The 16,762-nt window shown below is 65.4% G+C and carries 13 protein-coding genes and 2 pseudogenes; 4 read left to right on the top strand and 11 right to left on the bottom strand.

The features are described 5' to 3' along the window. Positions 1 to 26 precede the first annotated feature (26 nt). From M0765_RS19495 to M0765_RS19450, 10 genes and pseudogenes are all read right to left on the bottom strand, one after another. Positions 27 to 1,046, bottom strand: coding sequence for a phosphoglycerate dehydrogenase (locus M0765_RS19495; RefSeq protein ID WP_258505466.1), 1,020 nt, complete (start codon positions 1,044 to 1,046; stop codon positions 27 to 29). Further along, on the bottom strand, positions 1,043 to 3,175 hold the full coding sequence (locus M0765_RS19490; RefSeq protein ID WP_258505465.1) for a hydantoinase/oxoprolinase family protein: 2,133 nt from the start codon (positions 3,173 to 3,175) through the stop codon (positions 1,043 to 1,045). Before M0765_RS19490 ends, M0765_RS19495 begins: the two co-directional genes overlap by 4 nt. A gap of 130 nt (positions 3,176 to 3,305) precedes the next feature. After that, a pseudogene (locus M0765_RS19485) lies at positions 3,306 to 4,847 on the bottom strand (hydantoinase B/oxoprolinase family protein); the annotation flags it as partial. Beyond that, positions 4,840 to 5,835 (bottom strand): LysR substrate-binding domain-containing protein, encoded by a 996-nt coding sequence (locus M0765_RS19480; protein ID WP_258505464.1) that lies wholly within the window; start codon positions 5,833 to 5,835, stop codon positions 4,840 to 4,842. The gene M0765_RS19480 and the pseudogene M0765_RS19485, both read right to left, overlap by 8 nt. 8 nt (positions 5,836 to 5,843) lie before the next feature. After that, complete coding sequence (locus tag M0765_RS19475; RefSeq protein WP_258505462.1) at positions 5,844 to 7,097, bottom strand: MFS transporter; 1,254 nt, start codon at positions 7,095 to 7,097, stop codon at positions 5,844 to 5,846. A 96-nt stretch (positions 7,098 to 7,193) separates the two neighbouring features. Next, positions 7,194 to 8,146 (bottom strand): annotated as a pseudogene (locus M0765_RS19470) (AbrB family transcriptional regulator). A 154-nt stretch (positions 8,147 to 8,300) separates the two neighbouring features. Continuing rightward, on the bottom strand, positions 8,301 to 9,224 hold the full coding sequence (locus tag M0765_RS19465; protein ID WP_258505461.1) for a Bug family tripartite tricarboxylate transporter substrate binding protein: 924 nt from the start codon (positions 9,222 to 9,224) through the stop codon (positions 8,301 to 8,303). A 128-nt stretch (positions 9,225 to 9,352) separates the two neighbouring features. Then, entirely contained in the window at positions 9,353 to 9,661 is a 309-nt protein-coding gene (locus M0765_RS19460) for a DUF4387 domain-containing protein (RefSeq protein ID WP_258505460.1), read from the bottom strand. A 3-nt stretch (positions 9,662 to 9,664) separates the two neighbouring features. Then, positions 9,665 to 10,885: a DUF1446 domain-containing protein gene (locus M0765_RS19455; protein WP_258505459.1), complete on the bottom strand. Its 1,221-nt coding sequence runs from the start codon at positions 10,883 to 10,885 to the stop codon at positions 9,665 to 9,667. A gap of 273 nt (positions 10,886 to 11,158) precedes the next feature. Further along, entirely contained in the window at positions 11,159 to 12,190 is a 1,032-nt protein-coding gene (locus tag M0765_RS19450; RefSeq protein WP_258505457.1) for a porin, read from the bottom strand. Positions 12,191 to 12,488: 298 nt separating this feature from the next. On the opposite strand from M0765_RS19450, the gene M0765_RS19445 reads away from it, so the two are divergent. The 4 genes from M0765_RS19445 (at position 12,489) to M0765_RS19430 (ending at position 16,327) form a co-directional block, all read left to right on the top strand. After that, the gene (locus M0765_RS19445; RefSeq protein WP_258505456.1) at positions 12,489 to 13,289 is read left to right on the top strand and encodes a GntR family transcriptional regulator; all 801 of its coding nucleotides are present in this window, start codon (positions 12,489 to 12,491) and stop codon (positions 13,287 to 13,289) included. A 196-nt stretch (positions 13,290 to 13,485) separates the two neighbouring features. Further along, positions 13,486 to 14,283 carry a MipA/OmpV family protein gene (locus tag M0765_RS19440; protein ID WP_258505455.1) on the top strand — a complete coding sequence of 266 codons (798 nt, stop codon included), beginning with the start codon at positions 13,486 to 13,488 and terminating at the stop codon, positions 14,281 to 14,283. A gap of 15 nt (positions 14,284 to 14,298) precedes the next feature. Further along, on the top strand, positions 14,299 to 14,985 hold the full coding sequence (locus tag M0765_RS19435; protein ID WP_258505454.1) for a response regulator transcription factor: 687 nt from the start codon (positions 14,299 to 14,301) through the stop codon (positions 14,983 to 14,985). Then, on the top strand, positions 14,954 to 16,327 hold the full coding sequence (locus M0765_RS19430) for a sensor histidine kinase (protein WP_258505453.1): 1,374 nt from the start codon (positions 14,954 to 14,956) through the stop codon (positions 16,325 to 16,327). Before M0765_RS19435 ends, M0765_RS19430 begins: the two co-directional genes overlap by 32 nt. Before the next feature lie 31 nt (positions 16,328 to 16,358). On the opposite strand, the gene M0765_RS19425 is transcribed toward M0765_RS19430, so the two are convergent. Continuing rightward, on the bottom strand, positions 16,359 to 16,544 hold the full coding sequence (locus M0765_RS19425; RefSeq protein WP_258505452.1) for a hypothetical protein: 186 nt from the start codon (positions 16,542 to 16,544) through the stop codon (positions 16,359 to 16,361). Positions 16,545 to 16,762 lie beyond the last annotated feature (218 nt).

Below are 16,762 nucleotides of genomic sequence, written 5' to 3'. Positions count from 1 at the left end.
GCCGGTGCCTCCAGCGGTGTGCAGGCTCATGTCGTTGCCGCGCGCTGGCGCCCGTCGGCAAGCAGGCAACCCGGCGGCGGCGCCCCGCTCTCCAGCACCGCGACGACGCACTGCGCCGCGATCCGGTTCGTACGCACCAGGCCCTCGCGCGTGGATGCGCCCGAATGCGGCGTCGCAACGACGTTGGGCAGTGCGATCAGCGCGTTGGTCACGCCCATGCAGGAAGGGTCGGACTCGCTCTGGAACACATCCAGCCCAGCGCCGGCAAGGCGGCCGGCCTGCAACGCATCGAGCAGCGCGGCGTCGTCGACCAGGCCGCCGCGGGCCGTGTTGACGAGGATGGCCGTGGGCTTCATGCGCGCGAGCGCCGCGGCATCGATGAGCATGCGCGTGGCGCGTGTGAGCGGCGCATGCAGGCTCACGATGTCGCTCGAGGCCAGCAGCTCGTCGAGTTCGACATGCGCGACGCCCATCTGCCGCGACCATGCCTCGTCGGGGCTTCCCGTCACCGCGAGAATCCGCGCCTCGAAGCCCCGCAGGCGCTGCACGACGCCGCGGCCGATGCGGCCGAGCCCGACGATGCCCACGGTCTTCCGATAGAGGTCGGCTCCGGTCAGGATGGCCCAGGAGCCCGCGTTCATCTGCATCTGCGATTCGCGCAGCCGATGGCTGAGGGCCAGCATCAGGGCCAGCGCATGGTCGGCCACACAGGCGTCGTTGCCTCCGACGGCAATCGTGGCGACCTTGCCGAGCTCGGCCACGGCCCCGGTGTCGATCCGTTCATGACCCACGCCGCGCCGTGCAATGACCTGCAGCCGGGGCAGCCGGCCCAGCAGTTGCCGGGTGACCCGCGCATGGCCGACGATCCAGCCGTCGGCATCCGCCAGCATCTGCACGAGGGCGCCCTCCGTGAGTTCCCCATCGGCCTCGCCGGGCGGCAGCTCGGCGAGGCGGACCTCGCATCGGTGCGAATTCAGATAGCCAACGGTCTCGTCATCGAAGAACCGCTGCGTGACCACCACGGTCCGCCTCGCTTGATCGCTCACCTCGCGTCCTCCATGCTCGGTTCGGCCTTTGCCTGCGCGGCGGCGCGTGGGCCGTGGTCGATGTCGACGACCAGGTTGAAGAAGCGGTCGACCGTGAAGCTGCAGTCGGGGCCGAAGCTGCAGCTCGACTCCCTTTCCTCGACCACCGCCGGGCCGGCGATTCGCACACCTGGCGCGAGCGCATAGCGGTCATAGACCCGCGCCCTCCTGAAGCCGTAACCGTCGAAGTACACGTCCCGTTCGCCGCGCAGCGCCTCGCCTTGCACGCAGGAGTAGGCCAAGGTGATGTCCTGCGCCGGCAGCGATGCCTGGAGTCGCCAGTTGACGGCTTCGATGGCCACGCCCTTGACCACACGGCCAAAGCGCGCGAGGTAGGCGGCGTTGAACGCATCCTTGACCTCCTGGACCCTGGAGGCATCGAGCGGTCCGTCGGGAAGGTCCACGGTGACATCGAAGCCCTGGCCGACATAGCGCATGTCGGCCTGCCGGCAGATCGCAATTTCGCCGTCGCCGAGCGCGGCGCCGGCCAGCAGATCACGGCTCGCGGCCTCCATCTGGGCAAACAAGGCGTTCACCACCGGCCAGTCGGCGCCGTCCAGGCGTGTCAGGTAGCCGCGCACCTCGTCCACGGCAGGTGCTGCGACAAGGAACCCCAGCGCGGAGATGACGCCCGCCCCCATCGGCACGATGAGGCGCGCAACCTTGAGCAGGCGCGCAAGCGCATAGCCGTGCACGGCGCCCGCACCGCCAAACGCAATGAGCGAGTGCGCCCGCGGGTCCTTGCCCTTCTCGGCGAGGTGCATGCGCGTTGCCGCAGCCATGGTCTCGTTGGCGATGGCCTGGATGCCCCGGGCCGCATCCATCGCGTCGATGCCGAGACGGTCGCCGAGACGCTCCTGCATCGCCCTTCTGACGGCTTCCAGCGACAGGTCCATCTCGCCGCCCAGGAAGAACTTCGGATTCAGATAGCCGAGCACCAGATCAGCATCGGTGACCGTGGGCTCGGTGCCGCCCCGCCCGTAGGCGACCGGCCCCGGCTCCGCGCCTGCGCTTCGCGGTCCGACCTTCATGAGCCCGTTGACATCGATGGCGGCGATGGAACCGCCTCCGGTGCCGATCTCGATCAGATCGACCACCGTGAGCTTCAGCGGCAGGCCCGAGCCCTGCTTGAACTTGCGGATGCGGCCGGCTTCGAACTCATGCTTGAGGTTGGGCTTGCCGTGCTCGATCAGGCACATCTTCGCGGTGGTCCCTCCCATGTCGAAGGAAATCATGCGGTCTTCGCCGACCTGGCGCGCGACGAACGCCGCGGCCATCGCACCCGCCGCGGGGCCGGACTCGATCAGGCGCACCGGGAAGCGGCGGGCGTCCTCGACCGTCGTGATGCCACCACCGGACAGCATGATGTAGAGCTCGCCCTCGAAACCGACGCCTGCCAGGTCGCTCGCAAGCCGGCCCAGGTAGGCATGGACGCGAGGCTGCACGTAGGCGTTGACGCAGGCGGTGTTCGTGCGCTCGTACTCGCGGATTTCCGGCGCGACCTCCGACGACAGGGTCACCAGCAGGCGCGGGTAGAGCGCGCGGACCGCCTCAAGCGCGCGCTGCTCGTGCACGGGATTGCGGTGCGCGTGCATGAACGCGATTGCCAGCGCTTCGATCCGCTCCGACTCCACGAGCCACCGCACCTCGCGGACCACGTCGTCGAGGTTCAGCGGCTCATGCTCGATGCCGCTGGCCAGCAGCCGGCCGCGCACCGGTCGGCGCAGCCGTCGCGCAACGATGACGGGCACCGGGGGCAGGAAGAGGTCATCGACGTCGTAGCGACTCTCGCGTCCCATTTCGAGAACATCGCGAAAGCCCTCGGTGCACAGCAGCCCGACCTTGGCGCCCGTGCGCTCCAGCACGGTATTGGTAATCAGCGTGGTCCCGTGAATGATGCTGCCGATCTGGGCCGCATCGGTGTTCGTCTCGGCCAGCAGCCGCTCGATGCCCTCCACGATGGCCCTGCTCGGCGCGTCGGGCGTGGTCAGGCGCTTGCCGATACGCGTGATGCCGCGCGATTCGTCGTGCAGCACGAAGTCGGTGAAAGTGCCGCCGATGTCGACCCCGATGCGGGTGCTGCGCTTCATCGTCCATCTCCATGCAACTGCCCGGAGGCCTGCGGATAGACCTCGCGGACCTGCTCCGCGGAGACGAAGCCATCCGCCACGTCTGCCACCACTGCGGCGATGTCCCGCTGCGCCGGATTCCCGAACCCTCCCCGCCGGCAAACCGGATCACCACGCGGCCCGCGGGCCTCAGCGTGAATTGCGACTTGAGGCTCGCAGAGGAGCCGTCGGGCAGGATCACCTGTGCCACCGCACCCGGCATGCCGCCGTGCAGGCCCAGCGCGGGATGCGACTCTCGGTCGCCGAGCATCCCCATCATCACGGGCCGCGCCGCAAGGCTCTGGACGATGCACTCCTGGCCCAGGCCGCCGCGGAAGCGGCCGGGGCCACCGGAGTCCTGCCGATACTCCTTGCGCGTGACGAGCAGCGGCACCACCGCCTCGAGCGCCTCGATGCTTCCGGCACCCGAGTTGGTCGGAAAGGCCGTCGTGGAGAGGCCATCCTGCCTGACCGACGCACCCATGCCGCCGCTGGCGAACAGGATCTGGCCGAAGCGCTCGCCCGCATCGTTCACGCCTGCGAAGCCCAGCCGGAAGGCCGGTGCGCCGCCGCTGTCGGCAATGACCTGTTGCGGAATGACCTGGCCGAGGGCCTGGTAGATCGCGCATGAAAGCAGATGCCCGGTCAGGTGGCGCGCGGCGACTGCCGCCGGGTATTGCGCGTTCACGATGCTGCGCTCGGGCGCCCGTACCTCGATGGCCCTGTAGGAGCCCTCGTTCCTGCGCGTGAGCGGATCCACCGCGCACTTGATCGGGTAGACCGAGTAGGCCCGCGTGTAGTTGATCGTGCAGTTCGTGCCCTTGTCGACCTGCGCCGAAGTGCCGTCGTAGTCCACCACCATGCTGTCGCCCGCGACGGTGATCGCGCATTGGATGCGGGTCGGATGCCCCGGAAAACCGTCGGCCTTGATGGCCGAGACATAGTGGCCATCGGGAATGGCCGCGATCGCCTTGCGCATCGCCGCGTCGGCCTTGTCCAGCACGGCCGCGGCAAGGCGTTCGAAGTCGGGCTCGCCGCTGTCGTGCAGGAAGTCGGCCGCGCGTTCGCAGCAGACCCGGTTCGCCGTGCACTGGGCCTCCAGATCGCCGAGCACCTGCTCCGGCAGCCGCACGTTGCTCAGGAACAGCTCCAAGAAGGGCTCGTTGCGTTCGCCGGCGCTATACAGATGCATCGGCGGAATGCACACGCCTTCCTCGAAAAGATCCCGACAGGTGGCCGACAGGTTGCCGCCGACGTCAGGCGAGTGCGCGGCGCAGCCGGCGAAGCCGACGATGCGCCCCTGGTGGAACACCGGGCTCACGACCGTGATGTCCGGCAGATGCCCGGTGGCGATCCAGGGATTGTTGGTAAGGACGCAATCGCCTTCGCGCCATGTTCCGAGCGGAAACTTCTCGAGCATGGCCCGGACCGTCCGCGGGATGATGCCCGCGAAGGCCGGGATGCCGCCGCTGCACTCGGCGATCGACTCTCCGCGCAGGTTCGTCAGCACGGTGGCAAAGTCGTTGGACTCCCGAACGATCGTCGAGAAGGCCGTGCGAAGAAGCGCGGTCGCGCCCTCGTCGACGATCGCCACGAGCCGGCTCCACCAGATCTCCAAGGTGATGGCATCGATGCCATCTGCTTGCTCATTCATGCGCTGTCTCCGGGTCTTCATTGGCAAAGACTGGATCGTAGGAATGGGGCGCGCCGGCGTGTTTAGCTTCGTGCGACAGGTCTTTCGCGCTACGCGAAAGCTCCGCCTCGCCTGCCTCGACGCAGCAGCGCAGAAAGGCCCGGGCCGCGCCGCTGAGGCCCTGCTTCGAGCGCGCGCCCACCCGCATCTGGCGCGCGGCCCAGGGCTCGTCGAGCTCGATGAGCGCGATCGAGAAGCAGTCCTGGTAGTTCTCGACGATCAGCCTCGGCGCGATGCAGATTCCCAGCCCCGCATGGACCATCCTGCAGGCCGCATCGACGCTGCCGACACGGATGCGAACGCGGTAGTCCACACCGCCCTCGGCCATGAGCTTCTGGCTCAGCGAGCTCTGGGTCTGGGTGCCGATGTGGTCGTAGTCCAGGGTGTCTGCAAATCGAACGCGTCCCCGCCCCGCGAGCGCGTGGCCCCTGGGCACGACGATGCAGAGGGCGTCGCGGCGGTACGGAAACGTGACCAACCCGCTGCCCGCGACCGGCTCCAGAAAGATCCCGAGGTCGGCCCGCCCGTCCAGCACCGCCTCCACGACCTTCTGGCTCGTGCCTTCCGACAGGTCGATGGCAACGCCGGGGTGTGCGTGCGAGAACGACTGCAGCTCCTGCGGAAGGAACTCCGCGACGGCCGATGCGGTCGCCGCGATCCGCAGCAGTCCGTGGATGCCGCGGGAATAGAGCAGCAGGTCGCTTTGCATGCGCTCGACGCCGTAGATGATCTCGCGCGCATGCTGCAGCAGCGCCCGGCCGGCCGGCGTGAGCGACATGCCTCGGGCCCGCCGCTCGAAGAAGCGCGTGCCGGCCGATGCCTCGAGGTCGGAGATCCGCTTGCTCAACGCGGCAATGGCGATGTTGCACTTGTCGGCGGCCGCCGTCAGGCTGCCTCCATCGGCGACCGCCATGAAGAGCTTCAGCGTCGTGAATTCGAACTGCTTCATGACGAGGCTCAGGCGCCCTCCACCTGTTCGCGAGGCCGCGGCGCGGAACCGCGCACGACCTTCAGCATCAGCAATGCGGACAGGCAAGACAGCACGGCGGCATGCAGCATCATGTAGCGCCATGCGGTCAGGTCGACCAGCAGGCCGAGGAAGGCCGGCATCAGCGTCTGGCCGATGGCCGCGGCGGTCCAGTACATGCCCGTGTAGGTGCCGAGGTATCTCTGGTTCGGCACGATGCTCCAGAGGATCGCGACCGCATTGATCGCGAAGGCGGCCCATCCGACCGCGACCAATGCCATGGCCGCCGCGACCTGCACCGTGCTCGTCGCGAAGAAGACGGCCACGCAGCCGAGGGCGACGACGATCATGCCGAGCATGCAGACCACGGCACGGCTCGTGCGATCGGCAATGATGGCCACCGGTATTGCGGCCACGAGGAACGCAATCCCGGCCGGGAAGCCGATGGAGCCCGCGGTGCCGCGCGAAAGGTCCAGCACCTCCATCACATAGGGCGTCAGCTGCGAGCGGATCGCGGTCCAGGTGCCGTTCGCGCCGAACACGGCAAGCAGGACCAGCAGCCGGCGCTTGTCGGGTGAAGTGAAGACATCCAGCACCAGCTCCTTGAGATTGAGCTGCGCGTGATCGTCGGCGTCCTGCACCGGGCTGTGCGCCACTTGCGAGGAAAGCCCCCTGCACGCGATGTACATGCCGATGACCAGGAGCACTGCCGGAATGAAGAATGCCAGCCGCAAATCCTTGTCCACCACGATGAAGCTGATGGCGGCCGACGCGAGGATCGTCAGCGCCACGCCGATGCGGGCCACCGCGTTGCCCTTGCTTCGATGGTTCGGTGCCTGGTAGTCGGCCGTGAGCGACTCCGCGATGGACTTGAACCCGTTGGCGACGAATGCGAAGCCGATCATCGCGACCAGCAGCATCTCGAAGGAGACGGCCCAGGGAATCAGCGCGAAGAGAACCGCGGCCACGGGTGCACCGATGAGCAGGAAGCGAAAGCGGTTGCCGCCCTTGACCTTGTGCTGGTCGGACATGTGCGCCATCCAGGGCTGGACGAAGATTCCGAGCAGGTTGTCCACGCCCATCAGCAGGCCGATGACAGCAGCGCTGCTGATGTACTGCCTGAGCGAGGCGGGAACCTGCGCATCGTAGAAGTTCCAGACCGACTCTTGGGCGAACATCGCCAGTGCCACGAAGAACGCAGCCTTCTTGTTGAAGCGGTTGATTTCAGGATTTCGGGTGGCCATTGCTTGATACCTTTTCAGCGTTGTGGTGGCGGCCGCGCCTGTGGCAAAGAGGGAGTTCCAGACACGCTCGAGCGCTTTTCTTGTTCTTCATCCGAGTTACCTGGGTTTGCAACATCTGGACGCGAGCCGCGCCATCTGGGGCGCGAGGATCGTGACGACAATGAGCCGCATCACCTGCACCGCAAGAATCACCGGCACCGAGGCATGCATGCCATGCGCCACTGCCACGGCGGCATCGATGCCCCCGGGCATGATGGCGAGGAAGGCCGTGAGCGCATCGATGCCTCCGAACGAGCGAAGAATCGGCCACATCAGCGCGATGCACGAGCCGGTCATCAAAAGGATTCCGAGGAGCATCGCCGGCATCAGGTGAAGGCTGTCGAGCAGCACCTTCCTGTTGAAGCGCAGCCCCGCATAGCAGCCGCCGAAGGCGAACGCGACGGCCGCGACGGTCACCGGAATCTGCACGGTGCCCAGGTGTGCCAGGTGCAATCCGCTGCCCACGACGAGGGGCAGCCAGAACGCTGCCTGCCGCCACTTGGTTGCCATGGCGACGGCAACGCCTGCGGCGGTGAGCGCTGCCAGGATCGCGATCACATCGGCAGACACCGCACCGGGGAGGAACACGGTCGCCCGCGGCGAAGCGGCAGGTCCGCCACTCGCCCCGACAAGCCCCGCAACCGCGACGGCCGTCAGTGTCACGACGACGATGCGAAGGTGCTGCATCAGGGCGATCACCCGGGGTCTGCCCCTCGCTCTTCTCCCAGCATCATCATGGTCGAGGCCGCACCGGGAGACAGTCCCCATATCGCGGACTGACCCGGCAACCAGCCATTGCGCGTGAACACCACGGCAATGACACCTGCAGCAACAACGCTCAGCACGTTCACTGCCAACACCACCATCCAGTGGTCCGCAATCAGCTGCAGCAGGTCCCGGCTGACGACGGAGGCGACCATGCAGCCGAGAACCGCTTGAACGGGCAGGAAGATGCCGGGCTTCAGCTCCAGGCCCGCCCCGCTCAGCGCAAAACCGACGGCCACGAGCATCGGCCCCAACAGCACCGCACCGGGAACATGGAATGCGCGCAGCAGCACGACAGACGCGCCCGCGCCCGCCATCAGCAGCGCCCATTGGAGGATTCTCTTGCGTGGCATGGTGTCGCGAGTGGACTTGCCGAGGTCGATGCGGATGCCGCAGCGCTCAATCGGCCTTGATGCCGGCTTGGGCGATCAGCCGGCCGTACTCGGCGAAATCGCGCTGGAACAGGCTCTCGCAGTCCTTGACCGTGCCTCCGATGACGGCACCACCGCTGTCGGCGACAAAACGCTCGAACTCCGGCGTGCGAAGTGCGGCGTTGAATTCGCCATTGAGGCGTTGGACGATCGCCGAGGGCGTTCCCTTCGGCGCAATCAGCGCCAACCAGCCGTCGACCTCGAAGTCTGGAAGCCCGGACTCCGCCAGCGTGGGCACGTCGGGCAATGCCGCCGGCCGCTTGAGCGTGCTGACGCCCAGGGCCCTGATCTGGCCGGACTTGATCAGCGGCGCCGCGGCCACCAGCGGAAGGAACCCCGCCACGACCTGGCCGCCAGCCAGATCCGTCGAGAACGCACCGATGCCTTTGTATGCGACATGGAGTGCCTTGAACCCGCCCTTTAGCGACATCAGCGCGCCCGCGATGTGGAGCGGCGTACCGTTGCCGGGGTTGCCCATCGCGACCGACTGCTTCTCCGGAAGCGAACGGGCATACAAGACGAACTGCTGGACGTCCTTGGCGGGCAGGCTTGCATGCACGACGAAGATCAGCGGACCCGAGGTGAGTGCGACGACAGGCTGCACGTCCTGAACAGGATGGAAGCTGGCCTTGTAGAGATGCGGCGTGATGCAATGGGTCGAGGCCACGATGGCCAGCGTGTAGCCGTCAGCGGGGCTGCGAACCAACTGCGCGGTCGCGATCAAGCCTGCAGAACCTGGCCGGTTGTCGATGACCAACGGCTGGCCGAGCGGGCCTTCGAGCACGGGGCCAAGCCGCCGCGCGGTCGTGTCGATGGCGGAGCCGGGCGAGACCGGAAGGACCATCTTGATGGGCTTGTCCGGATAGCTTGAACCCCATGCGGTGCCCAGCATCGCGCTGCCAAGCGCAGCCGCAACGAATTTCCGCCTTTGCTGCGCGTGGTGTTGGTTCATCTCTGTCTCCTTCTTCCTTGTCATCGCGGACTCACGTCGTCGAGCAGCACGCCTCCCGGGCCTGCCGCCTAGTTCAGTTCGATGTCGAGCAATCGCACGTATTGCTGACCGGAGTGCATGTCGCGCTCGACCATTCCCCCTTGAGGGCTGGCACGGGGAAAGGAGATCTTCAGGACATGCAGCGAGTCGACCGGAATGCGCTTGACCAGGCTCGGGTCCACGCCATACAGCCGATGGAAGAGGTCCGCGGACAGTTCTTCGCAGTCGCGGTACTTTCTGTACTTTGCCTCCCCGTCGAAGAACAGGTCCACCGTGACCCAGAACGGGCCGGCGACCTTGGAGCGGATGTGGTGACAGACTTCACGAAGCTTGGGCATGACTCAGTTCCTTCCAGGTTCCGTTGCGGCCCCAATGGCCTTTCGATCCGTGTAGTCCGGCCAGACCATGCGGACCAGTGACAGCGGGTCGTCGACGGCGACAACATGGTTGAGCTTGAATTCGAAGACCTGGCCGCGAGGAACGTCGGCCGGGCTGAAGGCGAAGCCGTAGCTCGGCAGTTCCTTGTTCATCACCATCGGATAGTGGAAGAAGTAGGGGTTGCATGCATGAGCGATCGCGTTGGCCAGCTCCTGGGTCCTGGCCGTCGCAACCAGCAGCACGCCGATCTCCCGTGGCGGTGGAACGTTCACCGGCACATCGCCAGTCACGGCGTTCCAGCCATACATGCGAAGCGAGATATGGAATTCACCGAGCTCGTCCGCCGGAATCGACTTGCGGGTGCGTTCGTAAAGCGCCTCCAGCAAGCGGTCGTGAAATGCGTTGACGTTGTTGAGAACGTCGGGATCCTGGATGCCGATGAGCATCAGCGTCTGGTAGTTTCCAGCGGCCGCGCCTTCGAGCTTCATCGTGTAGGGCTGCGTCACCCACTTGGCACCTTCCACGCGGACCGTGCGTTCGCCGCGCTGCGCATACACCGCTCCGGTGACGTCTAGGATCCCACCGGGTTCGTGGAGATAGTGCGGGTCGCTGTTTTCATACAGCATGTGCTTGGACACGCTGTGCGGCGTGCAACGGTTGGACGTGGACAAGGGCTCCACCTCGAAGCCGCCACCATCGATGGTCAGCAGAACCCCGGCTCCGTCGGCAGGATTGAGACAGCACTGCGCGCCGCATTCGGCAATCTTGCCGGCGTGCCACGAGGCTCCCCACGGCGCGCCCTTCCAGATCGGATAGCTGGCCAGCACGGCCGTGTCGGTGGACCTGCCGCCGATGACGATGTCCGCGCCCGCCTCAAGCGCGGCGATGAAAGGCTCCACGCCCATCAGGCCGACGATGTGCTCGCAGGCTTCGATGGCCGAATCCTCCAGCGGGCCCAGCGGCGGCAATGGCCGCACCTTGCCTTGTCGGTTGAAGGCCTTCAGGCTTGCCTTCTCCTGTTCGGAGTACAGCAGCGCGATCTTCGGCGAGATGCCGAGCTCCTGCACGAGCTCCAGAAGAATGTCGCGGGTCCAGTCGACGTTGAGATCTCCGCCCGCCTGGCCCGCCGTGCCGACGATGATCGGGATGCCCGTCTTGGCGTGCGCGCGCAGCAGGATGCCCAAGTCGCGCTTGACCGCACCGCGGTTGTTCTTGGATTTGCCGAGGGCGAGGTAGGCTGCGCCACTGTCGGTTGAACCAGCGTCCGTAGCAATGACATTGGCGCCCTTGGCAAGCCCGTATTCAATTTCGCTCTCGCGGACCCCTGACCCAAAGGGAGCCGCAGGGCACCATTACTTTCACACTGCCTTGCAGGGCCATGACTGTCTTTCTTTTCAAACGATTGGAAGGTCGTTTCGCCCTGGGCGGGTCTGTCCGCTCAGGCCGAACGAAGGAACTCAGAAGTCGTGACGGACCCCGATGGCATAGCCGGAAGTGGAAGCACGCGACGGGTCCCGGCTCAGTCCGGCAATGTTGACGGGGTCGAGCCTGTACCCGTCCGAGAAGGAGTTGCTGAAGAGCGAAAAGCTCAGTGCCGTGCGCCGGGAGAGTTGATAGTCCACGGCGGCAATCGCGGTCTTCTTCTTGCCGTCACGCCCTGCCATGTTGTTGACGTTCTTGCCGTTGTCCAGCGTGTACGAGAACTTGAAGATGAACGGCGCCATGTCGTATCGGAAGCCTGGTGTGATCAGCGTGTTGGTCTGTTCCGGTCGCCCGATCGCAGAACCGTCGAGCGTGGCCCGCGCCACGTTCAGGTAGAGGCGCGCACTGCTGCCCAGGCGAAGCTGACCGCCTGCACCGAGTACCGTGTGTTCGGGATGTCGACCGGTTGCCGCAAGCGTCGGCGACCTGAAGGTGACGCCGTAAAGGGCAATGGTGTAGACATTGGTGATCTGGGCCAGGTCGAAAGCCATGCTTCGGCCGGAACCTTCATTCGGCGCGGCGCTCAAGGCCGCGGTGATTCCCGCCGGGCCGGCCCACCGGACCTTGATGACGTCGTCGCTGCGCGAGTCGTTGCCTGCGAACTTGTTGACACCGAAAAGCGCCAGCGGCGTGACGTGCAGGCTCGCCCCGCTGACACTGAAGACATCCAGGCTCCGAGTGACACGGTCCGTCGAGGCATGGAACTGGCGACCGAGCGTGAGCGTGAACGCCTCGTTGGCAAGGCCGACGGTCGATTCGCGATGCCAGAACTTCCCTCGGGAACCCACCTCACCGGTGTCCGAGTCGATATTGGTCTCGAGACGGAAGATCGCTGTCAGGCCTCCGCCGAGGTCCTCGCTGCCGCGAAACCCAAGATAGGACCCATTCAGCAAGTAGTTGCCGAGCTCGGTCCTGGCGCGGGTTTGATCGGTCGTGTGCGAGATGCCGGCAGAGATCCGGCCATAGATTTGCACGCTGCTCATTTGCGCAAATGCAATGCCACTCACGGCAAGCGTAGCACCCCCGCGACCGCCATGCGGCGCCCGATCGTTCCGTTTTTCAAAGTGTCTCCTCTGGCGGACGAATCTGGATTTGTGGACCGAATGCCAAGCGCCTGAGCCGCTCACAGATCGGTGGAGGTATTATGCAAGCATGATGTCATAATCACATGTTGGTAAAAACCCGCTCCGTCGATCGATGCGAGGCCACACGGCCCATGCTGCTCGCCTGCGAGGCGTATCGAGACGCGCGGCAGACCTCCCTGACAATGCAACCTTCAGCCACGAGATGAGTCGAGAAGACACAATGTCAGTGATCCTTCGCCGCGAACGCGGTGACCTCTTGCATCGCCAACTGTTCCTGGCTCTTCGGGAACAGATCAGGCGCGGCGCCTACAGGGAAGGCGACTCGATCCCCACCGAGGATCAGCTATGCCAGTCATTTGGTGTCTCGCGCATCACGGTGCGGCGCGCGGTAGCGGACCTGGTGGAAGAAGGATGGCTGGAGAAGCGCCTCGGACGAGGCACCTTCGTCAAGCAAACAGCTGCCAAGCCTCAGAACCGCACCGGCTCCACGTTCACGGAATCGCTGGCGAAACGGTCGAAGCAGACAAAGGTCACCGTTCTGGAGGTATCGAAGTGCTCGCCACCACCCCTGGTAGCGGCGGCCATGGGGCTGGCCGAAGATGCGCAGGTGATGTACGCCAGCCGTCTTCGCTCCATATCCGGTGTCCCCCTGCTCTTCGTCGACTCCTGGGTGATGCCGGAATACGCGGGCACCATCAAGAATGACACGCTCGAGAGACGTTCGATCACCGAAATACTGTTGTCCGAGGGCGTGCGGTTTCGATACGTGACCGAGGAAATTTCTGCTGTTGCCGCAGATCCTCATGTGGCAGCGAGCTTGCATGTAGAGGTCGGCTCGCCGCTGCTATGCGTTGCACGTCTCGTCAGCAAGGATGTGGGCAAGACGGTGATGTACCTGATGGCTTACATGACATCGGAGCGCAGTCGCGTCGTGTTCAGCCACGAAGAGCAAGACCTTGACCGGATGTACGAAGCCAAGCTCATTCACGACATCGATGCTTACGGCTCGGGCCAAGGATGATCCTCATTCCTGGTGCAACTGCGGGTTCGCACGCTTCGCGAGCCAGTCGCATGCAAGCGGCCTTGGGGCCCTCCGCCGGTGCCGGTAAGAGTTCGGTAAGACTATCGCGTCGACGATCGGGGCCTCCCTTACAACCCTGATTGGCTCCGCCATGCCGCGTGCGTCTTCGACTCCTGTCTTCCCTGTTTTTCCTCCCTTGCTTTTTGGTGTTTCGCTGGCGCTGGCTTTGCCCGCTGCGTGGGCGCAGAACAGCAGCCTCGATCAACCCCCGGCTGCCGCGGAGTCGCAGCCTGGGCAATCGGCCGACGCCTCTCGATGGGGCATCGGCATTGCCGCCGGTGCCAAGCAGCAGCCATATACCGGCGCGGGCACCAAGAGCCAGGGCATTCCCCTCATTTACTATGAAAACCGCTATGTGCGGGTGCTTGGCGCAGGCGCGGAACTCAAGCTGCCGAAGGTTGAGCTGGGCTCCAATTCATCCTTGTCCTTCGGCCTGCGCGCCCGGTATGGCCTCGGAGGCTACGAGCCGAGCGACGCGCCCATTCTGCAAGGCATGCAGGAGCGCAAGAGCAGCGTCTGGCTCGGCGCCGGCGTCACTTGGCGCAACGAGATTGCCGACGTCTCGGCGGAGTGGCTCGGCGACGCCTCGGGCAAGAGCAAGGGCCAGCAGTTTCGGCTCGGCGTGCAGCGCGATTTTCGCGCGGGCGACTTCACCTTGACACCGCGCATCGAGGCCCACTGGCTGGACAAGAAATACGTCGACTACTACTACGGCGTGCGTACCGAGGAAAGCTGGCCCGGACGTCCGGCATACCTCGGCGCTTCGACCGTCAACACGGAAGTCGGACTTCGCATCGGCTATGCGATCGATCCCCACCAGTCGGTGTTTGTCGATGTCAGCGCCACGCAGTTGGGCAAGCAGATCAAGAACAGCCCGCTGGTTGACCGCTCGAATCAGTCAGCGGTCTCCGTCGGCTATCTCTATCGCTTTTGACGCAACCTGTGCCACATGAACCGCATCGCGCTGATCGAAGACCATGACCGGATGGCCACCTTGATATGCAAGGCGTTGGTTGGCGCGGGCATCGAGGCCGATGTCTTCGGGCGCCTCGATGTTGCCTGGCATGCGGTGCGACGCACGCCCTATGCAGCGCTTGTGATCGATCGGGGGCTGCCCGATGGCGACGGCCTCGAGCTGGTACGGCGGCTGCGCGCAGCGGACACGCGCACGCCGTGCCTGATGCTGACCGCGCGGGATGCCTTGCATGACCGCGTCGGTGGCCTGGAGTCGGGCGCCGACGACTATCTGGTCAAACCGTTCCCGATGGAGGAACTCGTCGCGCGCGTGCGCGCGCTGCTGCGGCGTCCGGCCCAGCTCCAGAGCCTCTCGCCCGCCTATGCCGACATCTGCGTACACCCTGAGAGCGGAACGTTGAGTTGCGGCTGCGATGTCGTCACGCTCGCGCCTGCCGAGCTTCAGATCACCCTTTGCCTCGTGCGCAGCGGCGGCCAGACCGTGCGCCGCAGCGCGCTCGAATCGGCCGCATGGGGCCTTTCGGAGGCTGTCACGCCCAACGCGCTCGATGTCGCGCTGCATCGCTTGCGCAAGAAGCTGCAAGCCGTGGGCTCCGAGCTGCAGATTTCCAATGTAAGGGGGCGTGGCTATGCGCTTTGCGAAGCTCCACTGGCCACATAGTCTCGGCACGCGGCTGCTCGCCACGTACGTGGCCGGCATCCTGGTCTGCATTGGGCTGATCGTAGTCGTGAGTGCCGCCAAGCTGCTTCTGAGTGGAGACACCTTGAATGAAGGAATATCCACCCATGCACGGTTGATCGCACGGCAATTGCAGTTCGATGCGACAGGACGCCCAAGCGGATTGAACGAACCGGAGCTCCCGACCTGGCTGTATTCAGGCATGGGGAAAGAGACGTCCGTCCGCGTGCTCGATGCGACCGGCAACGTTGTGATGCCCGCCGGGCAGAGCACTTCAGCACTGCTCGAAGAGGGCAAGGCCTTCGCGCCGCGCGAGCATACCTTCGATGCGGTTTCAGACGGTCTTCCGGTGCGCGCGGCGACTCATTACGTCGATCATGCGGGGCACCGGTGGTATGTGCAGGTGGCGGTGAGCCGACGCCTCATCGAACTCATGGACCGCAGCGTCGGGCTGCCGGCGCTCGGACAGGGCATTCTGGTTGCGTGCCTCGCCTCGGTCCTGGTGTTCGCCGTGGCCATGTATTTCACACTGGGCCGCATGCTCAGGCCGCTGCGTGTGGCCTCCGAGAGCGCCGCACGCATCACGCCGCGCACGCTCGGTGCGCGCTTGAGCGTACAAGGGCTGCCCTCGGAGATGCTGCCGCTGATCGAGGCCTTCAATCGTGCGCTCGACCGTTTGCAAAGCGGCTACATGGCGCAGCAGGATTTTCTTGCGGCGGCCGCGCACGAGCTCAAGACACCGCTCTCGCTGATCCGCGGCCAGGTCGAACTCGGGGGCGACAGCGATGCGGCCTTCGATCGCGGTGCTCTGATCCGCGACGTGGATCAGATGGCTCGGCACGTGAGCCAGCTTTTGCACCTGGCCGAGGCGACGGAGTTATGCAACTACGACGTCGGCCAAGTGGGTGCGGCCGCGCTGGTGGACGAAGTCGGCGACTATCTCGGGCGACTTGCCGCGCGGCGCGAGGTTCATCTGGACTTGCGGGTCGCGCCGGACGTGGTGTCCTGGCAGGCGGACCGAGGTGCACTCTTCACGCTGTTGAAGAATCTCCTGGAGAACGCGATCCAGCATTCGCCGTCGCACGGCGTGGTGCGGCTCAGAGCCGACGCACGGCGGATCTCGGTTTGCGACGAAGGTGCCGGTATTCCGGCTGGTGACCTGCCGATGATTTTCGATCGCTTCTGGCGCGGCGCGGGCCGGCGCGACGAAGGCGCGGGGCTGGGCCTCGCCATATGCCGGGAGATCGCGCTGGCGCACGGCTGGCGATTGACAGCACACGCGGCATCGCCCGGAACGGACTTTGTGCTGGCATTCGCACCGTGACGGCAACAACCGCCTTAGCGCTGTCAAGGTTTCAGTGCTCGAAGCAAAACAGCAGCCAGAAGGCGATGGCGCCACGGTCAATGAACAGCTGAAGCTTGAAGACGGCGGCGATCAGCGCAAGGCCGATCAGGACGTCCAGCAGGCAGGTGTCAAACAGCCATGTCCCGAGCCGTCCGGGCCAGCAGAGTTTCGCGAAGAGCTTGGGGGCCGGTCTCATGTGGGCAAGCCCTCTGGGCCGCAGAGAACGAGCGCGATAGAGGCACACAGCATGACGAGATCCGATGGTGATGAAGCCTGAATGCTCGGCCCGCCAGCCTTACCCTCGGCTTACCTGGCGAATGGCATCGCACCTTCGAGCCGGCCCCATCCGGTAAGGATGCAGCAAGGCTACCGGGCGGAGCATCCGGACACGATCCAACCGGAGCCCGCGTGTCC

Source organism: Variovorax sp. S12S4 (assembly GCF_023195515.1).
GTDB lineage: Bacteria > Pseudomonadota > Gammaproteobacteria > Burkholderiales > Burkholderiaceae_C > Variovorax.
Note: the sequence above shows the minus strand (reverse complement) of the source record. Positions and strands in the feature narration are given on the sequence as shown.

What these genes read in the sequence shown, in the direction of transcription:
- M0765_RS19490 (WP_258505465.1), bottom strand. Translation starts at nt 3,175, where the DNA reads ATGAAGCGCAGCACCCGCATCGGGGTCGACATCGGCGGCACTTTCACC.
- M0765_RS19480 (WP_258505464.1), bottom strand. Translation starts at nt 5,835, where the DNA reads ATGAAGCAGTTCGAATTCACGACGCTGAAGCTCTTCATGGCGGTCGCC.
- M0765_RS19475 (WP_258505462.1), bottom strand. Translation starts at nt 7,097, where the DNA reads ATGGCCACCCGAAATCCTGAAATCAACCGCTTCAACAAGAAGGCTGCG.
- M0765_RS19465 (WP_258505461.1), bottom strand. Translation starts at nt 9,224, where the DNA reads ATGCTGGGCACCGCATGGGGTTCAAGCTATCCGGACAAGCCCATCAAG.
- M0765_RS19460 (WP_258505460.1), bottom strand. Translation starts at nt 9,661, where the DNA reads ATGCCCAAGCTTCGTGAAGTCTGTCACCACATCCGCTCCAAGGTCGCC.
- M0765_RS19445 (WP_258505456.1), top strand. Translation starts at nt 12,489, where the DNA reads ATGTCAGTGATCCTTCGCCGCGAACGCGGTGACCTCTTGCATCGCCAA.
- M0765_RS19435 (WP_258505454.1), top strand. Translation starts at nt 14,299, where the DNA reads ATGAACCGCATCGCGCTGATCGAAGACCATGACCGGATGGCCACCTTG.
- M0765_RS19430 (WP_258505453.1), top strand. Translation starts at nt 14,954, where the DNA reads ATGCGCTTTGCGAAGCTCCACTGGCCACATAGTCTCGGCACGCGGCTG.
- M0765_RS19425 (WP_258505452.1), bottom strand. Translation starts at nt 16,544, where the DNA reads ATGAGACCGGCCCCCAAGCTCTTCGCGAAACTCTGCTGGCCCGGACGG.